The organism is Desulfosarcina sp. (assembly GCF_055467485.1).
This window is the reverse complement of record NZ_JBUOIV010000033.1, coordinates 40,342-58,888: the sequence shown is the minus strand read 5'-3', so window position 1 is coordinate 58,888 and position 18,547 is coordinate 40,342. Positions and strand designations below refer to the sequence as shown.

Genomic DNA, 18,547 nt, shown 5'->3' with positions numbered 1-18,547 from the left:
AAAGAAAGCCGGGGTCCATGACCACATGCCCAACAACTCCCAGCAGTGGCATGTATATCCAGCGATCAACAGGCGCGCGTTGCGATTGCGCTGCAAAACAGTCGATACGCCAATGCGCTCGGTACGTGGATGGCGGTGATTGTGGGTTTTTCTCAACGCATACCAAGAAGAGACAAGGCCGACTGAAGGCAGGCACCCGGTAACGATGAAAGCGGCCCGGTATCCTCCCCAGGAAAGGCACAGCCCCGACACAACCAGTGAAAACGCGTATCCCACGGAGGTGCTTGCAATCAGATATCCGATCGCGGTGCCGCGTCTCGACCTGTCGTAGCGTTCCGAGAAGAGCATGATCGCGGGCGTATACAGCCCCCCCTGGGTGGTCGCGGCAAGACCATACAGTATTAACCCCGACAGGTAGGAATGGGCAAAAAAACCGAACAGCAGGGCCGAGAATGCGCTGAGAAAAGCCGAGAGGAGAAACAATCGCTTTGCCCCAAAATGATCCGATAGCCAGGCTGAAACGAACAGGGACGCGGCGTAGCCAAACATGAAGGCAGACGAGATGCTCCCGGCCTGGGTGGCAGACATATTCCATTTGTCGAGAAGGATCGGTACGCAGGCAGCGTATACCATGAAGTTCGCATACAGTGCGATGCGGGAGATAAAGACCAGTATCAGCCAACTATCGAATCGGGTTGCCGCCATCTGGGCAATTAGCCTTTCATGCACGGGCCCCGCTTTTTCAAGGCGTGTCCGCCGTCTGTTTTATTTGGGAGTATTGTTGCTTGCCAAAAGACTATTTGCCGGTTGCTTTCAGATTAGTCGAGAGTAGCTTAGACAGGGAAATGTTGTCAAACGCCAGGATCGACCGTTTGCTGACGTGGTGGCGGAAAACGTGGCTGCCCAACCAATTGGTTACGCGCATCTTGCGAAAAACAAGCCCATAAAAAACCACTGAAAAGGCCCACACGACCGATGCCTGCGGGGCATGATGGGAACTCCTTCGCTGTTACCTGGATGCGATAAAGGGTCTCTATTGTCAAAAAAAGCCGGGGCGGAATACTGCTCCGCCCCGGCTTTGGGTACCTTCCAATGGCGCTGTGGTCGCTATACCTTGAATCGTCCCACCATTTCGTTGAGTTGCCGTGCCAGCCCATTGAGCGATTCCGCACTCATGCTGATCTGCGCGCTGCTGTTGGAAATTTCGCTGGCCGCCAGGGTCACTTCCGCGATATCGTGCGAAATTTCAGCTGAGACGGTTGAGCTTTGGGCCACGTTTTCGTTGACTTCATCGATGCCCTGAGCTGCCTGGGCCACATTGCCGGCAATTTCGTTGGTGGTGACACTTTGCTCTTCCACGGCAGTCGCAATGGTGGCGACGATCTCGTTGACTTCATTGACCACCCGCGTAATGTTGCCGATCTCCGTGACGGTGCCATCGGTTGAATTCTGGATCCCTTCAACCCTGGTTTTGATCTCTCCGGTGGCCGAGGCCGTCTGGCGGGCCAGGTCCTTGATTTCGTTGGCCACCACAGCAAAGCCTTTGCCTGCGTCACCGGCCCGGGCTGCCTCGATGGTGGCATTCAATGCCAGCAGGTTTACCTGTTCGGAGATTTCGGTGATGGTTTCGACGACTTTGCCGATTTCCTGGGCAGCCGTACCCAGTTCAGCCACCTGTGAGGAGGCGTTGCTTGCCTGACTGACGGCGTCACCGGTGATCCCACGGGCCTTTTCCGTGTTCTGGGCAATCTCTTTGATCGTGGCCGTCATCTCTTCGGCAGCTGTGGCCACCATGCCCACATTGGTGGCGGCCTCTTCCATGGCGGCGGCCACGCTGTTCATGTTGGTGCTCATCTCTTCGGAGGCGGCGGCAACCGTGTTGGCTTTTTCCGACGTCTGGCCGGCGCCCGAAGACATCTGGTCCGATATGGCGTTCAGTTCGGCGGAGGCGTCATTCACCCGGCGCGCGTTTTCCGCTACCGACCCGATGATGCGCTGGACGTTTTCGACAAACACATTGAACCATTTGGCCATCTCGCCCACTTCATCGTTGCTTGCAACTTCCAGACGACGGGTCAGGTCGCCTTCGCCCTGGGCGATGTCCTTGAGCATCTCACTGGCAGTGACGATGGGACGCGTGATGCGTCGACTGACGAAGGCCACGCCTCCGGCGGTCAAGGCGAGCAGCACCAGGATCGACCCGATCAGGCCGTTCCTCTGAGTTGAAACAGCCGCCTTGATCTCGGCTTGCTTGGATGTGACCGCCTGGTCGACATCGTCCAGATAAATGCCTGTGCCGACGATCCAGCCCCAGGGCTCGAAAAGCCTGACGTAGGAGAGCTTGGGGACCGGGGCGTCGTGACCGGGCATGGGCCACATGTAGTCGACAAACCCTTCACCCTTGTCCCGGCAGACATCGACCATCTCGACGAAGAGCTTTTTTCCCGTTGGGATCCTGGCTGCCGGACAGGTCCTTGCCGTCCAGTTCAGGCTTGATGGGGTGCATGATCATCTTGGGCCCCATGTCGTTGATCCAGAAATAGTCCTGGCCTTTGGAGCCGTAACGCAGCTGGGCGACGGCCTTTTTGGCGTCTTCCATGAACCGCTGTTCGGCCGCTTCCAGATAGACGCCGGTGCCGATGACCCAGTTCCACGGTTTGAACAGCTTGACGTAGGATAGCTTTGCCACGGGCTGGTCATGACCCGGTTTGGGCCACAGATAGTCCACCGTGCCCTCACCGTCCTGGCGGCAGACATTAACCATTTCGACAAATAGCTTTTTCCCTTCGGGGTCCTTGAAATCGGACAGGTCCTTGCCATTCAACGCCGGCTTGATGGGGTGCAAGACCATCTTGGGCCCCATGTCGTTGATCCACAGGTAGTCCGAATCATTGTAGCGCATGGCGCCGACGAGTTCTGCGGCCAGGTGCATTTTTTCGGCTTCGGTGAGGTCGTCGCGGGAGTGGACCTGCTCGACGGTTTTGTAGGCCACATCCACGATGCTTTTTAGCTGCGAACGATAGGTGGCGGCGACTTTTTCGGGATCGTGGGCATAGTCGTAGTGGGCCTGGATGACCGCGTAGGTGCTCTTGATCAGGTCCTGGAGTTTGCCCTTTTTTTCCTCCATCATCATGGAGCGGGCAAATGCCGCCTCTGCGTCGCCCCGCTTCTGAAGCGAGTTGACAGAGAGAATCAAGGCAACGATTCCCAGAAGAATGGTTCCGGCAAGAGAGACGAGGATGATTTTTTTTCCGATGCCCATGGCGACCTCCTTGGATAGATGTTGCTCAGGTATTCGGCACCTATTTGTTAAACTAAAATATTTTTTCGACTTTTTTTTTCGAGAAAGGATCAATCACGGCCTTCCGGCCGCAAAGATGCCCGGTATTTCAGATTCGATCCGACAAGCGTCGAGAGATGCGCTTGCTGTTGCGGGTCGATAAACAGGCAACGGCGGTAAGGGCTAACGGCGGCGGTTCAGGAAAGCCGGAGGGTCTCAACGGTGTAATCGGCCAGATCGACAACCAGTAATTTGTTCTTGAGGGTGTGATCCTTTTGAAGCAGCACGTTGAGCACCTCGTTGCACTCCAGGGAGGCGATCAGATTGACCCCCGGTGAGAGGCAGCCCAAGCGGGTTTCAGCGCCCTTGGTCATCTTGAGCTGGTCTTCGGGCCCGTAAATGGTTTCGAGCCCATTGTCTTCGGGAAAGATGGTGGTCACGTGTCCGGAAATGCCGGCGACGGCAGCGGATACCATGGGAATGCCGGCATGCTTGGCCGCGGCCTGGAGGGTGAACCGGGAGTGGATGTTATCCAGGCAGTCCACCACGAGGTCGCATGAACCCAGCAGTGAGTGCGCATTTTCGGGAGTCAGGAAGGTGGCGTCGGCAGTCACCTCAAGGCCTGGGTTGATCCTCCTGACGTGCATGACCGCGGCATCCACTTTCGGCATGCCGATGCGGTCGACGGCGCTGAGAAGCTGGCGGTTGAGGTTATGGGCTTCAAACACGTCCCCGTCGACCAGGCAAAACCGCCCGATTCCCATGCGGGCCAATGTCTCCGTCACCGTTCCCCCCAACCCTCCCAATCCCACGATGCAGACGGTTGATTCGAGCAGCCTGATCTGATCGGATTCGGAAAGGGTTTTCATGTTGCGAAGGTAACGGTCCGGAAGGATGTGCTGTCTCAAGGCGGCCAATTCAACCCTCCGCCCTGAGACGCCGGCCTCTTCTGACAGGCGGATCACTTCGGCTGCCCCAATTGTCCGGCAGGGGGTGCCATCGGCCAGCGCGGATTTCCGGGCCAGTGCGTCGAGACGGCGATCGAGCGTATTTTCCATGGATTACCCGCCAGCCACCGGCGGGAAGATTCCCACGCGTTCGCCGCCGCTCAACCGGGTTTCAAGACTTCGCTTGATACCATTGATGAAGATTAGATGGGCCTTGACCGTAGGTATGGCCAGCTGGTCCAGCATCTCTTTGACGGTGATGCCCGCTTGAATGGGCACACGGTCGGAATTCTCGGGCGACAGGTGGGCCAGGGCGGCGAACAGTTTGAGTTGAATGTGTGACGTGGTCATGGGAACCCTCATCCATGGGTGTGGTCGCATCGATAGGCCAGGTAAAATCTAAGACCAAACACGTACTTCGTCAAGCAAGTCAGCGTGGGCATCGATGGTTCGGCATCCGTTGCTTTTGGCATCGTCTTGTGGCATCATCGCCCAGCTCAGGCAATCTCGCAAAAAGGTCCGATATTTGCGTCAGGCTTCATCTCTCGTCGCTGGGGCGTGCAGTGAACAAAACCCGCTCCCCGGAAGACGTTCGATGTTCATCCTTTTAAGGCCGCCTGGCATTTATGCAGTAGCTCCATCAGGGTTGGTTACCGTCCGTTTCATCTTTGGGGGTATAGTGTAGGCAATCCTGCCCCGAGCTCTGGCGGACGACGAGACTGGGGGGGCGCCGGCTCTTGAAACTCATGGCCCGGCAACCGTGGGGCCGGCGAGTGTCCCAGGTGATGTAGTAAAACCGGCATTTTCGGCAGACGATGGGTTTGCGTGGCTGCATGGCAATGGGTTGAGGCCGGTGTTGAGATGAAACCGCGAATCGCAGCGTGTGTTGGCCCGGTAGGTGATCGTTTGCCGGGTCGGTATTTACCGTTGATCCTCACTGTGGCTTGGGTTGTCGGTTGACCCTTAACCGCTGAATCGTTTGCTTTTCTTCTTAACCTAAGGGCCGGGATCATGGCAAGCGCCTTCTTTCGGGTGACAGCCTGCCAATGAAAGGATCGCTTTAAATGGGAAAAATCAGTCGTGCGCTGGTAACAGGAGGGACCGGTTTTATCGGCTCCCACCTGGTTGATGAACTGGCGGCCATCGGATGTCGGGTGACGGTGCTGGACAATCTTTCCACCGGCCACCGCCACAACATCGATCATTTAGGAGACCGGATCGATTTCGTCGAGGGGGATATTCGGGACGACGGATTGTTGAACCGGGTGGTCAAGGGGTGTGACGTGGTGTTTCACCAGGCAGCGGTGGTGTCGGTCTCCCAATCCGTCCAGGACCCTTCCCATTCATGCGAGGTCAACGACCTGGGAACGGTTCGGGTGCTGGACGCCTCCCGGCGAAATGGCGTGCGGCGGGTGGTCATGGCCAGTTCCAGTGCGGTCTACGGCGACGATCCCCGTATGCCCAAAACCGAAGACATGGCGCCCAAGCCTCTGAGCCCATATGCGGTACAAAAGCTCGCCGGCGAGTTTTACGCCTCGGTTTTCGCTGGATTGTATGGGCTGGAAACGGTCTGCCTGAGATATTTCAATGTGTTCGGCCCCCGACAGGATCCGTCGTCACCCTATTCCGGGGTGATCTCCATATTCATGAAGAAGGCGACTGCCGGCGAAGCACCCACCATTTATGGTGACGGCCTCCAGTCCCGGGATTTTATTTACGTCAAGGATGTGGTCCGGGCCAATCTGCTGGCCGCTACCGAAGCGGCGGCAGCTGGCGGGGTGTTCAATGTGGGCACCGGTGAGATCATCCGCATTCTCGACCTGTGGAAAATGATTGGCGGGCTCTCCAAGGTGCAGATCGATCCGCTTTTCGACCCGCCTCGGGCAGGCGATATCCGTGAGTCGGTCTCCGATATCGGTCGGATTCGGCAAGCGCTTGGTTTCAGGCCGCAGATGGCGCTTCGCCAGGGGTTGGTCAATACCCTGGCTTGGTACCGGAATCCTGCATGACAGGCAGATCGAACGACTTGCGCTCTCAGGCGCGCCGTCGTTCAGGTTGGGGTTCAATGGGTTGCCATCCGTTAAAGGGCGGGCGTGGTGAGTGTCGACGGGGCTCAGGATCCGGTGGCTTCGGTTTGGGCTTCCCAGAATTTCTTTACGGCCGGACCGCGCCATTTCCCTTTGCCTGACACGGTAGGGATGTCACGCTCGTCCATATGGCGGGCGATTTTCTCCCAGCTGTCGCCTTCGGTCCGCATGGAGGTGATGACACCCAACAGTCTGGGCCTGTCTTGATCGCTGATCTTCCGATTGCCTGCACCGATGCCGGCAAACCTGTCCACGGCCTCACCTGAAACGAGGCTGTCCCTTGCATCCCCGTCCAATTCCGGCTCCCCCTCAACGGGTTCGCTGAGTTGGGGCAGCTCTTTCTCATATCCCCAATGACGTGCCAGCATTGCCGCGATGGTTTCCAGTGCGCCGGCGATGCGGGCGTCCGTTTTCTTTCGGGCTGCCAATGCATCGGCAATACGTTTCTGGTTGTCTGCCAGGACGTCCAGGCTGTCCTTGACCAGGGCAAAATTCTCACTGGTCACCTTGGCATAGTAATCCGGTTTTCGGCGCTCGTTTCCCGCGCGGCGCTGGGGGCCTTTGTAGTCGGTATAATCACGCCTGCCCCGGTCCGGCTGCTTCAGTTTTCCACTTCTCAGATTGTGCAAAAAATCATCCATGGGATCTCCTTTGTTCTGCTGTCAGATATAAAACAGCCCTGTAAAAATTAGTCAACGATGTTTTAGCTGAACGGTTCGCTCATGATCAAGCTTACGTCTAGATGTCGTGCTGAATGCAAACTGGAATAACCCTCGATCATCTGGCGAGAAGGAATGATACCAAGCCTTACCATTTTAGACAGTATATGGAAAAGCCGGTGAAGTAAAGATCAGGCGCATATTTATCCAGACCTATCGGCCGGGTCGGTGAGCGACTTTAGCCGGATTCTGAAATAACCGTTAACTGAAACTGGTGTGGCGTTGCGACCACGCCATTCGCACGCCATTCGCACGCCGGTCGGACAAAACGGAAAAAACCGGGTGTCGTGGGGTCACAGCAATTCCGGCCAGGCCATCCGATCGCGGTCAGTTGGCCAATTGGCAGGTTGTCGACCGCATCCTTGTGTGCAGCGCGTCAGGGGTGAATGAAAGGGTTGCAAAATAATCTTCCAGGCGTTCCTCCCGCCGGATCAACTCGACCGTGCCGTCCGCTTTGAGCAGCAGTTCTTTGGGACGGAGTTTTCCATTGTAGTTGAAGCCCATGGCGTGGCCGTGGGCACCGGTGTCGTGAATCACCACGAGGTCGCCTTCAGCTATGGGCGGTAAGGGACGCTGGACGGCAAACTTGTCGTTGTTTTCACACAAGGATCCGACCACGTCGACGACCTGGGTTGCGCCCACGGCCTTGCCGGGGATGGTGACGTGGTGGTAGGCATTGTACATGCCCGGGCGCATGAGGGCGGACATGCAGGCGTCCAGGCCCACGTAGGTGCGGTAGATCTCCTTGCGGTTGATGGCGGTGGCCACCAGTGCCCCGTGCGGGCCGGTCATGAAGCGGCCGCTTTCCATATACAGCTTCGGCATGTAACCGTTGCGCCGGGAGAAGGCATGGAACGCGTCTGTGATGGCCTGGGCCATGGCCTCCACATCCAGCGGGGTGTCTGCGGGCCGGTAAGGGATCCCCAGGCCGCCGCCGATGTTGATGAACTCGAAACGGATGCCCAGCGCCGTGCTGATTCGCTCCGCCTGTTCCAGCAGCATGGCCGCCGTCTGAACCATATAGGTGTGATCCCGCTCGTTCGAAGCCAGCATGGTATGCAGCCCGAATCGCCTGGCGCCCCGGTCCCGGGCCGTTCGGTAGGCCTCGATCAGCTGTTCGTGGCTCACCCCGTATTTGGCTTCCACGGGCGTGCCGATGATGGCATTTCCTGATCGCCGTTCGCCGGGGTTGTAGCGAAAGCAGATCAGGTCGGGGATGGCCGGGAGTTTATCGACCAGCGAAATGTCATCCAGATTCACAATGCTGCCCCCGTCGGCCATGGCCATGGCGAACTCCTGGTGGGTCGTGTTGTTGGAGGTGAACATCAGGTCTTCACCGCTGCCGCCCACCCGGCGGCTCAACACCAGCTCGGCCACCGAGCTGCAGTCGAATCCGAAGCCCATATCCGCCATGATGGCAAGTATGGCAGGGTTGGGCAGGGCCTTCACCGCATAGTACTCCCTGAAGCCGGGAATGCCGCAAAAACATCGCTTCAGCCGATGTCCGGTTGACCGGATACCGGCCTCATCGTAGATGTGAAACGGTGTGCCGAAGTGAGCGACGATCTCTTTCAACAGGGGGTACAGCCTAATCTCAAATGCATCAGACATGGGCATGGGACGGTTCCTCAGGTATCCAGGGCCTGGCGGATCCGGGTCATCGCCAGGGTTACATTTTCATGGCTGTTGAATGCGCTGATCCTTATGTAGCCTTCACCGCAGGTGCCGAAACCGGCACCCGGCGTGCAGACCACGCCGGCTTTTTCCAGCAGCATGTCGAAAAAGGTCCAGGACGCTTTTCCCGTCGCTACCCAGATATACGGCGAGTTCTCGCCGCCGATGCATGGGTAGCCCAAGGCCTGCATCTCTTTACGGATCAGGTGGGCATTGGCCATGTAGTAGTCGACGAGTTCGGCCACCTGGCGCTTGCCGGCATCGCTGTAAACCGCCTCTGCGGCTCGCTGTACCGGGTAGGAAACCCCGTTGAACTTGGTACTGTGGCGTCGACTCCACAGGCTGTGGACCGAATGAGCCTCACCGCTTGCCGAAAACGCCATCAGGCTCTTTGGCACGACCGTATAGGCGCATCGGGTGCCGGTGAATCCGGCCGTTTTTGAAAAGCTTCTGAATTCGATGGCCACCTGCCGGGCGCCTTCGATCTCGTAAATGGAGTGGGGCAGGGATTGGTCCCGGATAAAGGCTTCGTATGCGGCATCGTAAAGGATGATGGCCTGGTTGGCCGCCGCATAATCCACCCACTCCTTGAGTTGGTCTGCCGTAATGGTGGCGCCGGTCGGGTTGTTGGGAAAACACAGGTAGATCAGGTCCACCGGCTCGGTGGGCAGGCCGGGAATGAAACCGTTTTCCGCCTGGCCCTCCAGATAAACGATGCCCTCATAGCGTCCGTTGCGATACTGCCCAGTCCGGCCGGCCATGACATTGGTGTCCAGGTAAACGGGGTAGACCGGGTCGGGAATGGCGATCCGGGTGCCGGTGGCGAATATTTCCTGAATGTTGCCGGTATCGCATTTGGCACCGTCGCTGACGAAGATCTCCTCGGCACGGATATCTGCCCCGCGGGCCCGAAAATCGTTTTCGGCGATGGCTTCCCTCAGGAAATCATAACCCTGCTCAGGGCCGTATCCGCGGAAGCTGCCGTCGGTGGCCATTTCATCAACGGCCCGGTGAAAGGCGGAGATACATGCCTCGGGCAGCGCACGGGTCACATCGCCGATACCCAGTCGGATCACGGCCGGGTCGGGCTGACGCTGCTGGTGGGCGGTAACGCGCTTGGCAATATCGGAAAACAGGTAGGACGCCTTCAGTTTCAGGTAGTTGTCATTGATGCGAATCATAAAATACCTCGTTTGCATGTTGCCAGGCGGGTCGACGGATCACCCTATCAAATCCTGATCGTCGATGGGGATCCTGGCCGTTTCTTTGAATGTGTTCATGACAATGGTGGTGCGGGTGGAGACCACCCCCTTCAACGATGCAATCCGTTCCCTCACCAGTCGCCCAAGCGCCTTGGTGTCGGTTTCACGCACTTTGAGCAGGTAGCTGTCCCGGCCGGCCACGTAATGGATTTCCTGAACCTGGGCAATGGCTGCCAGGGTTTCCACCAGGCCATGCTCCTCGGCTTTGCCGCTGGTGCGCACATTGACAAAAGCCACCTGGCTTTTCCCGAAGCGTTCGGGATTGAGCCGGACTTCATAGCCGTTGATCAGGCCCATCTTCTCCAGCTTGCGGATGCGCTCCAGGACTGCCGAGGGCGCCATGCCTACCTGGCGGGCGACTTCCACGTTGGGAATACGCGCTTTCTTCTGCAGAATCTTCAGAATTTTTAGGCTAACGTCGTCAATCATTCTTTATTTTTCCCTATTATAAGGAATAATATTCTCTAATTTTGATGATGTCAAGAATAATGTACTTAAAAGAGCCTGTCGGTCAGAATTTAAGCAGCCTGAGGGCTGGAGAAAAAGATTGAAGTCTTGATGCTTATTCACTATTCATGGTTCAACACCGGCTGATTGAACGAATCCCTGGCCGGCGAAAAATCTTATTCCAAGCGATCCGCAGGAGTCTGTGATGCTGAAATTCGTCATCATCGGCCTGGGTGGTTGCGTCGGCGCGATCCTTCGCTACCTGGTGGCCGGAGGCGTGCATACGCTGGCCAAAGCTGAATCCTTTCCGGTCGGAACCATGACGGTCAACGTTGTCGGTTGTCTGCTGATCGGCATCGGCGGCGGTCTGATGGAGAACCGCCAGTTTTTTTCTCCGGAATGGCGGGCGTTCCTTTTTGTGGGCATTCTGGGAAGTTTTACCACATTTTCCACTTTTGGCCTGGAAACCTTCAACCTGGCCAAAGAGGGACAATGGCTGGCTTCCTTCGGAAATGTGGGAATCAGTCTGATACTGGGACTGGCGGCGGTTTTGGTCGGTCACATGCTATCCCGGCTGCTCTAAATCGAAATCAATAGGGGGAGGGGATGACCGTATTCAAGGAAGCAGGGCAACTGTTACGGATATTCATCGGTGAAGCCAACAAGCATAAACGCATGCCCCTTTACGAATGGATCGTTCAGCAGGCCCGGTCCAAGGGCATGGCCGGCGCCACGGTGCTGCGGGGCATCCAGGGATTCGGTGCAAACAGTCTGATTCATACCACCAAGATTCTGCGGCTTTCCGAAGACCTGCCCGTCGTCGTGGAGATCATCGACACCAAGGAGAAGATCGAATCCTTTCTTCAGACCATCGATCACGCCATTACCGAAGGCATTGTCACGGTGGAAAAGGCCCAGGTGCGCATGTATCGGGCCAGGGGCAAAAAAGAGGGCTGAATGCCGGATTCCAACTGACCGGAACCCACATCGGCAATCGTCTGCCAAGCCATGGCGGCGTTATCGAACGAATCAACCGATTCGCAACTGCCTGTAGACCTCCCCATGATGCCGATCCGGCCTATCGAGAGGCATTATCGTCCACCTCGTGATTGTTCATGGACCGACCGATCAGCATCACCCGCCTCATGCGAAACACAAAACCGATGACCATCACGATACTGATCAGGATGATCAGGCTGGCGGCAAAAAATGTCATGATGAAGGAAAACGGGTCCCCGAGCTGGTAGGATGCCGCCAGCAGTGAAATTCCGAAAAAGACAAAAAAACAGGCCATGCCGGTGAGCATCAATTGGCCGAGCCACCACCAGCGACCATGCTGCCGTACGCGATTTCCGCTTTCCACGTCTCGGCCGGTGTCTTCGGACACGGGATCAGAACCTCAGGGAGAGGCAGGTCAGGCCGCCGTCCATTTTCCTGAATTCGCTGACGTCCAGTTCGATGAGCGGCTTGCCCAGGGACTTGAGTTTTTGCCGCGTGTCGGGAAACCCGGCGGGCATGATCAGGTGGTCGTTGACCAGCAGGGTGTTCCCCGCATACGCTTCCTGCGGCGAAATCACGATTCGGTGGAAACCGGCCAGGGCTGGATGATCGGCAAAGGATCGGGTGAGCAGGAGGGTGTCGTCGCCTACCGCATTGACACTGGATTTGAAATGCAAGCCGGCGGCAACGGGCACCGGTGTCCAGGTGTAACCAAAACCGGTCACGGCTTCGCCCAACTGTCGGGCACCGTTTTGGTTGGTCCTTTCCGACAGTCCGATAAAAATATGGCGTCCGACCATCAGCACATCGCCGCCGTCGATGGTCCCGGGTGGCTGGACCCAGACGGTCTTGCGAAAATGCTGAAGGGCCGCCGCGATGGATGGTACTTCCCCTTTGCGAGAAACGGCACCCGGATTGGTGATCACCGCTACATCCGGGGTCACCACGGCCGCATCCTCCACAAAATGGGCATCGGGATATCCGTCCAGCGGATCGAGTACGGTCACCGACAGCCCGCAATGGTTCAAGGTTTCAATATAGGCATCGAACTGTTTCATGGCTTGGTTGTAGTCCGGAGGACCCAGGGTTGATGTGGTGATGCCGGCAGCCATATCTTTGCCGGGTCGCCGGGTAATGGCATGGGTAAATGTCATGATGATTCATTTCCTATTGGCTTTATTGGCCAGCGTGCAGGCTGACCAGGTTAGTTGTGTCGAGGCACCCTTAGCAGTGTTGGATGGTAAAATAAACAGCTTTCCATGGCTTGGGCGCATGATATGCGGTTCGTTTATTTTTGAATATGCCAGGGAACCCCAATAATCTTGGCCCCCTTTTACTGCTTACTCTGCCGGTAAGGGTGGGTAAGATCGTCCAATTGTAGAGGGAAAACGGGTCTGTAAGACATGCATTTTGCTTTCAAGATAGTCAGAATCGATTCAATGAGAAAGACATGCTATGTTTTAATTTAAGATAAAAATATTAAAAGAAATATATAATTTTAAAAAATTAGAATAAATTAAATTATAAGTTCATGCTGAGATCCTCGCAGGCAAGTTATCATTTTTGCGCGATGATGGCGCCTTCAACGACTCGATCCGATCCAACCTAAAAATATACCACTGACGATCAAGTCCTTTCTCAAATCAACATAACCAGGTCTTTACCCTCTGATAGGGGCGCTTGTTGACCCAATTATCGCGCCTGCTCCAACCGACATTTTGCTCCCAACCGTTCAAGCGGAGCCAAATGGTCAGACCTGGCGCTAAAGTTTCTGGAAAATCGGTCGATGTGCTACTTGACCCTTAAACGGTACATGCAGACCGCATGATGATTTTAAATCATAGAAAATATCAGATTCAAGCGGTTTGCATCGGGGCTCCCGGGGTAATGGGTTAATGGGTTTGAATTATATCCCTTTTGGTGAATTGCAGATGGCATTGCACTTGCAGCAAGGTAAGTTGAGGTGCTGCTCATGGAATGGATAGGCTGGTCTACTTAAACGCATAACGGGTGGCAAATATGGTGCTCGCCGCTAAAGCTTGTTGCCGGTCGGTCGATATACAGAAAAAATGGACAAACTTGTATGTCAAAAGCCTAATCAGCATTTGGTCATAAAGAGAATGATAGTCCGAACTGACTTATGAGCCAACCGGAATCCATGTCTGTTACCGAGTTCTGCTCACAGTTGATCACGCATCTAAGCGAATTATTACATGTCAGCCCGAAGGAGATTGTAGAATGAAAATGGTGCATTGGAAACTGATTGTCGCATTTACCCTATTGACTGGGATTTTCGGATCATCCATGGCCTATGCCCAGGAAATCAGGATCGGTGTTCTAGCCAAACGCGGAGCCGAAAAAGCGTATCAACAATGGAACCCCACGGCAGCCATTTTATCAGAGAAATTATCTCAGCAATTCGTCATCGTGCCTCTTAAATTTGTTGATATCGAACCGGCGCTTAAAAACAACGAGATCCATTTCCTGATCGCCAATTCAGGTTTTTTCTCTTCGATGGAGGAAAAATACAATCTCAAGGCCCTTACCACAATGGTCAACCGCAGGCAGGATGTTGCCCTGCAAGAATTCGGCGGTGTGATCATTGTTCCTCGAGACAGCCGGATACGTAAGATCAATGATATCCGGGGAAAACGGTTCATGTGCGTGAAATATTCATCTTTCGGGGGCGGGCAGATGGCCTGGCGCCTGCTCCTGGATAGAGGGATCAACCCGAAGACCGACTGTTCTGCCTTTTTGGAAGGGGGAACGCACGATAACGTGGTGATGGCGGTAAAAAAAGGTGAAGTCGATGTGGGGACGGTCCGTTCCGACACCCTTGAAAGAATGGAGGCAGAGGGAAAAATAAAAATGGAAGAATTTAAAATCATTAATAAAATTGATGATTCTTTTGCCTTCGTGCACTCCACCCGGCTTTATCCGGAATGGCCCTTTGTCGCCTGCCAACCCGCGGATCGCGAACTTCGCCGGAAGGTGACGAAAGTGCTGATGCTTTTGCCGAACAAACACGAGGCGCTGGATGCAGCCAAAGTATATAAATGGACCTATCCGGGTGATTATGCGGCTGTGACCGAATGCCTGAGAATTATCGAAAACGCAAAATAGAGACTAATGGTACGCCCTGGCGCGATGAACGCGTTTTTACGACAGAGCGGGTAGTCATTCAATAGAACTTCGCCTTTACCGGCTTATTATTTTTGTTAATCCTTCTTAGGAGGCCAAAACCATGCTGCAAAAATTCCGTAACCTTAAACTGAGAACAAAATTGCTGCTTTCCATTTGTTCGGTGGCCTGGCTCGCCTTTACGGTAACCATCACCTACATTGGCTACAATGCAAGGAACAATGCCGAAGCAGAAGCTTTGGACAAGGCCCGTGAAATCGCCTATCGCTACGCCAACCAGGTGCGGGCCGATCTGGGGCGACCCATGGACATTGCCAAAGCCCTTGCCCGCTCCTTCGAGGGTATGAAGCAGCAGGGTGTGCCGCCGCGCGACATGATGGACGGTATTCTCAAACGGGTTCTTGAGGAAAACCCCGGTTTTCTCGCCGTCTGGACCTGTTGGGAGCCCAACGCCCTGGATGGAAAGGACTCTGACTTCATCGATGCTTTTGGCCACGATGAAACCGGCCGGTATCTACCTTACTGGAACCGACTGCCCGGCGAGATTGATATCGAACCGCTGGTCGATTACACGGATCCGGAAAAGGGGGCCTACTACTTTGAATCCTTGAATTCCGGCCAGGAGGTGGTGTTTGATCCCATCCCCTACACGGTGGGCGAAACGACACAACTTAAAACGATCGTCACGGTTCCGGTCCGATTCAAAGATAAAGTCGTTGCCGTGGTCGGTATCGATATGCCGGTAGACTCCTTCACACCCTTGGTGAAGCAGATCAAGCTCTTTGAGATCGGTTACGGATTTCTTATCGCCAACAACGGTATTTTTGTGGCCCACCCCACCAAGCAGGCCAATGTGGGCAAGCACATGGATTTTTTCGCATTTGACCCTAAGGTCATCCAGGACGTTAAGGCCGGCCGCGAATCCAGCCAGTACAAGGTGTCAAAGACCACCGGTAAGAAAACCTACTACGTTCTGGCACCCATTGCCATTGGATCGGCGAAGAAGAAATGGAGCCTTGCCGTCAACATCCCGATTGACAAGGTGCTTGAGCAACCTCAACGGTTATTCTATACGACCCTGATTATTGGAAATGTGGCGATGCTGCTGCTGCTGGGGGTCGTCTACCTGGTTTCCGGCGGAATCTCCCGGCCGGTCGTCGAGATTGCCAGCGTGGTCAACAAGGTGGCCACCGATCGCGACCTGACCCTTCAAGCACCGGTCAAGACCGGTGACGAGGTCGGCTTGATGGCCAAGGCGTTCAACAACATGACCGGTGCGCTAAGAGAGTCACTCAAGGTCGCCGATATCGCGGCGACGGAGGTGGACTCATTTTCCGGCGAGGTGTCCAAACGGGCAACGGCCAACAAGGAACGTGCCACCGATGATGAGCGTCAGATGGGTGTCATCCAGGAGACGGTGAACCAGATGGGCGCCACCGCCGGTGAAGTGGCCCAGTTCTCTCACTCCCAGCGTGACGCCGCCAACCTGTCCTACCGGCGGGTTGAAGCCCTCATCGAGAACATGCGCCAGATGGGGCAGGCGTCCAGCGAACAGATCCAGGAGGCTAATATCGCCAGTGAACGTGTGACGGTAATGGGCGAAACCGGTGCAATGGTTGTGGCTACCGCCGGCAAGCAGGGCGAACAGGTGGGCAAGGTCACCGATGCCGTGAAGCAGATCGATAACATCGTGACGGAGATGACGCGTGCCTCCGGCCGGGCTACCGAACACGGGCAGGAGGTTCTCACCGCGGCCCAGGAAGGCGCTCGATCCGTTAAGGAAACCGTCTTGGGTATGCAGGCCATTGCCGAGTCTTCCGAAAAAATATCCGATATCATTTCAGTCATCACGGATATCGCCGAACAGACCAACCTGTTGGCGCTCAACGCCGCCATCGAGGCCGCCCGTGCCGGTGTTCACGGAAAGGGTTTTGCCGTGGTTGCCGATGAAGTGGGTAAACTGGCCCAACGATCATCGGAAGCTGCCAAAGAAATCGGCCAGCTTATTAAGGAGTCGACCAACCGTGTTCAGGAGGGAACCCGCCTGACCGAACGATCTGAACAATCCCTGGAAAAAATCGCCAAAGGTGGTGAGATCAACCGGGAAGCCATCGACAACATTTCTGAAATGACCCAAACGTTGAACCAGCAGACGCGGGAGGTGACCGCCCTGATGGAAGGCCTCAATGCCCTTGCCATGGAAATCGGCGGCATGGCCGGTCGGCAGGGTAAGCGTCGCGAGGCCGCCCAGGCCGCTCTGGAAGCCCTGACTGCCAAATCGAAGGCGATTTCGGAACTGGTGAAGAAGGCTGAAAAGAGTGCTGACGATGTGGGCTCGGAGATGCGCAGTGTGGTGGAGCGCAGTGAGCAAATGAGAGGCCTTACCGACCTTCAATCCCAACGGTCCAAGAGCCTTATCGAAATTGCTGCGGCATCGGCAGCCCGCGCCAGCCAGACAGTGGCCGGTGCCTCCGAAGTTGTGGGTATCACCGAAGAGTTAAGGCAGCTGTCATCGAGCCTGACCCGGCAGATTGCCCAGTTCCGCATTGACGAGGAAAAGGCATAACACGATACGCAGTTCACCGGTGCAGTGGCGATGCAAAAGGGATGCGGCCGGCTATAGTCGAACCAATGCGGTGACGCACATACCGCATCCCTCATAACCGCACCGATCGAGAGTGCCGACCAATCCGGAGGCACCAACACCCTGCGGCCTGCTGGCCGTCGTTGGAGAAAATTGAAGAGATGATCATATTCTGTGAAGAATGCGGCGCCAGGAACGATCTGAGGTCGGATAACCTTGGCGAACATCTGCATACATTTGAATGCACCGAATGCTGCGAGCTTCTGATGGTCTCCAAACCGTCCATGGGAGACGGCGGGCTCAATGCGTTCGCCAAAATGGCGCTTGAATGCGGGTCGCAGGAATTATCCGGAAAGCCGATTTCTGTGCTGATCGTGGACGACTCCACACTGCTTCGCAAGATTATCAAGGAGATGTTTTCTGCCGACGACCAATTGCAGGTGGTGGGCGAGGCGGAACACGGACTGAAGGCGCTGGAACTGATCCCCGAACTCAAACCCGATGTGGTGACGCTGGATGTCAACATGCCGGTCATGGATGGCCTGACCACCATCAAGCACATCATGATCAAATGCCCGACGCCGGTGGTCATGTTCAGCACACTCACCGGCCAGGGTTCATTGGAAACCTTTGAAGCCTTGCGGTATGGGGCCGTTGATTTTTTGCAAAAACCTTCCAGCCTGCTTAAGGAAGATCTGAAAAGCCAGCACGAACTGATTATCAGCCGGGTGAAAAACGCCGCCCGCGCCGGAATCGACACCATCCGATACCTGCGTCCGGCCAAAGTAGCCTGTGAGAAGAAAGCAGTCGGCACGCAGGAATGTGATCGCGTTTTTGCCATCGGAAGCTCTTACGGCGGATACGGATCGCTGCTGGGGTTGATACCCGAAATCAAGCCGCAGCTGCCGGCGGCTTTTTTGTCCGTGCTTTATGCGGCGGCACCCCACGTAGACGCCTTCGCCACATACCTGGACCAGCACAGTCAAATGCCCGTGCGCCGCGCTGTCGATGGAGCGCCACTGCAATCTGGCACCTGCTATCTGGCGTCGGCTTTTGAGCAGGTGAAAGTAACCAATGGATCGGGAAAACTGTCGATTCACCTGCAGCCAAAAAATACTGAAAGTCCCGGGCAAGCGTGTGACACGCTGATGGCGTCCCTGTCCGAAACCCTGAAAGACCGTGCATCCGGAATATTGCTTTCCGGCATTGGAGAAGATGGCATAGCGGGTATCGGAGCAATTCTCCAAGGAGGTGGAAATGCCATCATTCAGGACCCGAAAACCTGTCTGTGCAATGACACCACCGCCACGACTGCCAAGCAGTATGGTCTGTCCGCGGTACTCCCCGGGATCACAATGGCCGAAGCAATCCAGCGATATTGTCTGGACACCAGCCACTAAAAGGAGA

The 18,547-nt window shown here is 55.7% G+C and carries 17 protein-coding genes; 6 read left to right on the top strand and 11 right to left on the bottom strand.

The window, feature by feature from the left end:
• The 5 genes from ACZCED_RS15820 to ACZCED_RS15800 all read right to left on the bottom strand — a co-directional run.
• Window positions 1–729, bottom strand: a 729-nt coding sequence (locus tag ACZCED_RS15820) for an MFS transporter (protein WP_464861172.1), incomplete at its 3' end; no start/stop codon positions are given.
• 378 nt (window positions 730–1,107) lie between these two features.
• On the bottom strand, window positions 1,108–2,424 hold the full coding sequence (locus tag ACZCED_RS15815; RefSeq protein WP_464861171.1) for a methyl-accepting chemotaxis protein: 1,317 nt from the start codon (window positions 2,422–2,424) through the stop codon (window positions 1,108–1,110).
• Complete coding sequence (locus tag ACZCED_RS15810) at window positions 2,396–3,262, bottom strand: cache domain-containing protein (protein ID WP_464861170.1); 867 nt, start codon at window positions 3,260–3,262, stop codon at window positions 2,396–2,398. The genes ACZCED_RS15815 and ACZCED_RS15810 overlap by 29 nt, the downstream gene beginning before the upstream one ends.
• Before the next feature lie 215 nt (window positions 3,263–3,477).
• Entirely contained in the window at window positions 3,478–4,338 is an 861-nt protein-coding gene (locus tag ACZCED_RS15805; protein WP_462971784.1) for a HesA/MoeB/ThiF family protein, read from the bottom strand.
• A 3-nt stretch (window positions 4,339–4,341) separates the two neighbouring features.
• Complete coding sequence (locus ACZCED_RS15800; protein ID WP_462971785.1) at window positions 4,342–4,578, bottom strand: MoaD/ThiS family protein; 237 nt, start codon at window positions 4,576–4,578, stop codon at window positions 4,342–4,344.
• A 713-nt stretch (window positions 4,579–5,291) separates the two neighbouring features.
• Here ACZCED_RS15800 and ACZCED_RS15795 point away from each other — a divergent pair.
• A complete protein-coding gene (locus tag ACZCED_RS15795) occupies window positions 5,292–6,236 on the top strand; it encodes an SDR family oxidoreductase (protein ID WP_462971786.1) in 945 nt (314 codons plus the stop codon).
• Window positions 6,237–6,340: 104 nt separating this feature from the next.
• On the opposite strand, the gene ACZCED_RS15790 is transcribed toward ACZCED_RS15795, so the two are convergent.
• From ACZCED_RS15790 to ACZCED_RS15775, 4 genes are all read right to left on the bottom strand, one after another.
• Window positions 6,341–6,955, bottom strand: a complete 615-nt coding sequence (locus tag ACZCED_RS15790; protein ID WP_462971787.1) for a hypothetical protein — start codon at window positions 6,953–6,955, stop codon at window positions 6,341–6,343.
• 405 nt (window positions 6,956–7,360) lie between these two features.
• Complete coding sequence (locus ACZCED_RS15785; protein ID WP_462971788.1) at window positions 7,361–8,644, bottom strand: diaminopimelate decarboxylase; 1,284 nt, start codon at window positions 8,642–8,644, stop codon at window positions 7,361–7,363.
• A 17-nt stretch (window positions 8,645–8,661) separates the two neighbouring features.
• Entirely contained in the window at window positions 8,662–9,888 is a 1,227-nt protein-coding gene (locus tag ACZCED_RS15780) for an LL-diaminopimelate aminotransferase (protein WP_464861169.1), read from the bottom strand.
• Window positions 9,889–9,927: 39 nt separating this feature from the next.
• Window positions 9,928–10,398 carry an Lrp/AsnC family transcriptional regulator gene (locus ACZCED_RS15775; RefSeq protein WP_464861168.1) on the bottom strand — a complete coding sequence of 157 codons (471 nt, stop codon included), beginning with the start codon at window positions 10,396–10,398 and terminating at the stop codon, window positions 9,928–9,930.
• Between the two features lie 223 nt (window positions 10,399–10,621).
• On the opposite strand from ACZCED_RS15775, the gene crcB reads away from it, so the two are divergent.
• A complete protein-coding gene (crcB, locus tag ACZCED_RS15770; RefSeq protein ID WP_464861167.1) occupies window positions 10,622–10,999 on the top strand; it encodes a fluoride efflux transporter CrcB in 378 nt (125 codons plus the stop codon).
• Window positions 11,000–11,022: 23 nt separating this feature from the next.
• Window positions 11,023–11,373, top strand: coding sequence for a DUF190 domain-containing protein (locus ACZCED_RS15765; RefSeq protein WP_462971792.1), 351 nt, complete (start codon window positions 11,023–11,025; stop codon window positions 11,371–11,373).
• A 121-nt stretch (window positions 11,374–11,494) separates the two neighbouring features.
• On the opposite strand, the gene ACZCED_RS15760 is transcribed toward ACZCED_RS15765, so the two are convergent.
• Window positions 11,495–11,803, bottom strand: coding sequence for a hypothetical protein (locus ACZCED_RS15760; RefSeq protein ID WP_462971793.1), 309 nt, complete (start codon window positions 11,801–11,803; stop codon window positions 11,495–11,497).
• Between the two features lie 4 nt (window positions 11,804–11,807).
• A complete protein-coding gene (locus tag ACZCED_RS15755; protein WP_464861166.1) occupies window positions 11,808–12,569 on the bottom strand; it encodes a dimethylarginine dimethylaminohydrolase family protein in 762 nt (253 codons plus the stop codon).
• Window positions 12,570–13,653: 1,084 nt separating this feature from the next.
• Between ACZCED_RS15755 and ACZCED_RS15750 the strand changes: the two genes are divergently transcribed.
• The 3 genes from ACZCED_RS15750 (at window position 13,654) to ACZCED_RS15740 (ending at window position 18,540) form a co-directional block, all read left to right on the top strand.
• Window positions 13,654–14,538: a phosphate/phosphite/phosphonate ABC transporter substrate-binding protein gene (locus ACZCED_RS15750; protein WP_462971795.1), complete on the top strand. Its 885-nt coding sequence runs from the start codon at window positions 13,654–13,656 to the stop codon at window positions 14,536–14,538.
• A gap of 121 nt (window positions 14,539–14,659) precedes the next feature.
• Window positions 14,660–17,122 carry a methyl-accepting chemotaxis protein gene (locus tag ACZCED_RS15745; RefSeq protein ID WP_462971796.1) on the top strand — a complete coding sequence of 821 codons (2,463 nt, stop codon included), beginning with the start codon at window positions 14,660–14,662 and terminating at the stop codon, window positions 17,120–17,122.
• A 179-nt stretch (window positions 17,123–17,301) separates the two neighbouring features.
• Window positions 17,302–18,540, top strand: a complete 1,239-nt coding sequence (locus ACZCED_RS15740; RefSeq protein ID WP_464861165.1) for a chemotaxis protein CheB — start codon at window positions 17,302–17,304, stop codon at window positions 18,538–18,540.
• Window positions 18,541–18,547 lie beyond the last annotated feature (7 nt).